The organism is Stieleria sp. (genome assembly GCF_041595215.1).
Classification (GTDB): Bacteria; Planctomycetota; Planctomycetia; order Pirellulales; family Pirellulaceae; genus Stieleria; species Stieleria magnilauensis.
The window spans coordinates 1-3585 of record NZ_JBFHKV010000913.1 but is presented as its reverse complement, the minus strand read 5'-3'; the positions used below and the strand labels follow the sequence as shown (position 1 = coordinate 3585).

Sequence of the window (3585 nt, the reverse complement as noted above, 5' to 3'; positions counted from 1 at the left end):
GCGATTGTGCACACAGATGGCCGTCCACATCGTCGGGTCTCCGGCCGCCACGCGCGTCATGTCTCTCCATCCGCTGCCGACCAGCGGCAAGGATTCGTCATCGACCAGGCTGGCCAACAGCGATGAAACCAGATGCGGCACATGACTGACCGCCGCCAACCGTTGGTCATGTTGCTCAGGCGACATCGAAAGAATGTCACCGCCGGTCTGCAACCAAAACGCGGCGGCCCGATCCACCGCCGCCGCCGGTGTGTGGTCACCGGGCGTCATGATCACCAGCTTGCCCTCGAGCAACGTCGCAGTGGCGTTTTCGACACCGGTCTTTTCCGAGCCCGCGATCGGATGGGCGGCCACGAATTTCCGGGCCAGCGACGGTGACTGCGTCTCGATCTCCGCAACGATACGGGCCTTCGTGCTGCCGACGTCGGTGATCAACGCGTCGTCACCCAACACTTGATCGGCGGCGATGGCCAGTTCAACGATCTTGTCGACCGGGGAGGCGACGACGACGACGTCGCTGCCACGACACGCCGCTGCGATCTCCGTGAACCCCTCATCGACCGCACCGGCTTCGATCGCCGCGCGACAACTTGATTCGCGTCGACTGTAACCGACGACATGAACCCCACGCCGTCGCAACGCCATTGCGACGCTGCCGCCGAGCAGCCCGACACCGAGGATCGAAACGCGACGGAGCCACGCCGGTTTTTCAGGAAGCGTTTGCATCTCAGCCCAAGTCCGGCAATTGATGGCCCATCTTCTCTCGTTTCGTTTCCAGGTAATTCTTGTTGTGCTTGTTCACCGGCGTCACGATCGGCACTTGATCGACCAGCTTCAAATCGTAACCGCGCAAGTTAAACGCTTGCTGCTTCTTGGGGTTGTTGGTCAGCAAGCGAACTTCGCTGATGCCCAGATCCTTCAAGATCTGCAACCCGACTCCGTAATCGCGCATGTCGGCTTTGAAACCCAGCGCGTGGTTGGCTTCGACGGTGTCCATCCCTTGATCTTGGAGCGCGTAGGCGCGAATTTTCTGTGCCAGTCCGATGCCGCGCCCTTCCTGGGGCAGATAAACGAGCGCGCCGCGACCTTCGGCGGCAATCATCTCCAGCGCCATTTCCAACTGGTCGCCACAATCACATCGCAGCGACGCGATCAGATCGCCGGTGAAGCAACTGCTGTGCATCCGAACCAGCGGCGGCTTTTGACCTTCGCCCTGTTGCGACAGTTCACCGAGTGTCAACGCGATCGGCTCTTGATCTTCGAAGTCGACCGAATAGACGATGATTTGAAAATCGCCGTACTTGGTCGGCAACGTCGCCTGGGCGGCACGGTTGACCAATTTTTCGCTCACGCGGCGATGCGCGATCAGTTGCTCGATGCTGATGATCTTGAGCGAGTTCGCCTTGGCGATGGCGATCAATTCATCCCGTGTGGCGCGGTCACCGGACTGGTTCAAGATTTCGCAAAGCACCCCGGCAGGCTGCAAACCGGCCATCCGCGCCAGATCGACCGCCGCTTCGGTGTGCCCGGCGCGACGCAACACGCCTCCCTTTTTTGCGATCAACGGATACACGTGCCCGGGGCGGACGAAATCTTCGACCTTGCAATCCGGCGACGCGATCTGCAGAATCGTCTCGCTGCGTTCGGCGGCTGTGATCCCGGTGCGAGCGGTCGCGATGTCGATCGGGGTGACGAAGGCCGTCCGTAGCGGCGCGTTGTTGTCCGAGACGACGGGAGTCAACTCCAATCGTTTGCCGACTTCGGGCAGGATCGAAACGCACAATTGGCCGCGACCGCCGAGCATGAAATTGATCGTCTCGGGAGTCGCTTTTTCGGCCGCACAAATGAAGTCGCCTTCATTTTCGCGATCCTCCGCATCGACGACGATCACGACCTCGCCTCGTCGCACTGCCTCGACCGCGGCAGGGATGGAATCCAGGGAAAGGTCTTCGCCGGAGAGCGAATCATTGAAGGGCATCGTGTGGCTTTGGGTGTTCAGTGGGTCGGATGGTGGAGGGTCTGGTCGGTCCATTATTATACGGATGATGGCCAATTGCCCAATGAGCGGACCGATTGATGAGACGACAGCGGATCAAGAAGCGACCCATTTGCGTTTTGGTGGGTACTTGCACTGTGTTTGCGGGCATTTGCAGCAGCGAAATCGCGGCGATTGCCGCAGAACCGGCAGGCCCGCCGACGCCTCCGGTCGCGGCAGATTCGGCCCCGGAGCCCCCGAAAGCGACCGCGTTTGGTGTCAAAAAGGTCGCTGATTTGCGTTTTTGCGGCACAGACGGCGACGATCTGGGCAGCGCGGGCCGCTGCGACGTCTATCTGCCGCAACCCAAGACGCCATCCCAGCAGGCGTCCGGGGCGGCCCCCGATCGCCGCTGGCCGGTGGTGCTGGTCGTCCACGGAGGCGGCTGGGCGACCGGCGACAAATGGACGATGGAGCGTCATGCCCGGGATTTGGCGGGCAACGGTTTTGCCGCCGTGGCGATCAATTATCGGCACGCCCCCAGTTCAAAATTTCCCGATCAAGTCGATGACGTGCGGTCGGCTTTGGTCTGGATCACCGAGAACGCACCCACCTACCACTGGGACACCGAGCGCGTCGGTCTGTATGGCTATTCCGCCGGCGGCCACCTGGTGTCGCTGGTCGCCACCCTCGCCGATGAACCCTGGCAATCGGTCCGCCAGACGACGTCCTGGACGCAGCAAGACGAACGCTGGAAAAAACTCCCGTCGATCGGTGCCGTTTGCATCGGCGGCCCGCCGACGGACTTTCGCCAGCTGCCACCGGACAACACGTCGCTCGCGTTCTTCCTAGGCGGATCGCGACGCGAGCTGCCGAACGTTTACACCGCCGCGTCGCCGATCTGTTTTACGTCTCCCAAAGACCCGCCGTTTCAAATCATCCACGGCGAAGCGGATTGGATCGTCCCGATCAACAACGCCAAAAATTTCCACCAGGCGTTGGTCGATGCCGACGTCAAATCATCGTTACACACGCTGCCGGGCAACGGTCACCTGTTCGCGTTCCTCAGCCCCAAGCTGACCGATTGGATGCTGAAGTTCTTTGACGAGCAATTGACGAAGTAGCCGCCGGCATGCACGCGCCGGTCGCTCACCGGGTCTGTCGATTCAATCAGCCGTTTGGCGCGAGCCTACGGGCCCTGCGCTGGTCAATACGGTGTTGATTTAGCGGTTTTGGGCGCGCGGCATGACCCCGACGGGGCCCAAGCCAGTAGCCGGAGGTGAGCGAAGCGACACCTCCGGACACCCGGTCCCCCGTCAGACGCGACCCCGAAGGGTGTCGAAGCAAATGACGTCGGCGCCCTCGGACCCGGCCAGCAACTTGACTCGCTGCGACCCCGACGGGGTCGAGGGAATTTAGGGCGTGCTTTCCGGAGGTGCCGCTGCGCTGACCTCCGGCTACACGCTGGCATCCCTCCGGGATGCTGGAACCGCTGTCGCTCTCCTGGGACAACAAACCGTGCATCTATTGTTAGCGGCGGGGCGCGAGCCCTCCGGTCCGTCTGGCTTCGCGGCGTGACCCCGGCGGGGTCATGCCCCGCGCCAATACCG

The 3585-nt window shown here is 62.0% G+C and carries 3 protein-coding genes; 1 reads left to right on the top strand and 2 read right to left on the bottom strand.

Features of this window, described 5'->3' with window-relative positions:
• Together ABX749_RS26160 and ribA are read right to left on the bottom strand one after the other, a co-directional pair.
• On the bottom strand, positions 1–726 hold a 726-nt coding region (locus ABX749_RS26160), incomplete at its 3' end, for a prephenate dehydrogenase (protein ID WP_372898596.1).
• Between the two features lies 1 nt (position 727).
• Entirely contained in the window at positions 728–1978 is a 1251-nt protein-coding gene (gene ribA / locus ABX749_RS26155) for a GTP cyclohydrolase II (protein WP_372898595.1), read from the bottom strand.
• A gap of 140 nt (positions 1979–2118) precedes the next feature.
• Between ribA and ABX749_RS26150 the strand changes: the two genes are divergently transcribed.
• A complete protein-coding gene (locus ABX749_RS26150; protein WP_372898594.1) occupies positions 2119–3099 on the top strand; it encodes an alpha/beta hydrolase fold domain-containing protein in 981 nt (326 codons plus the stop codon).
• Positions 3100–3585: the final 486 nt, after the last annotated feature.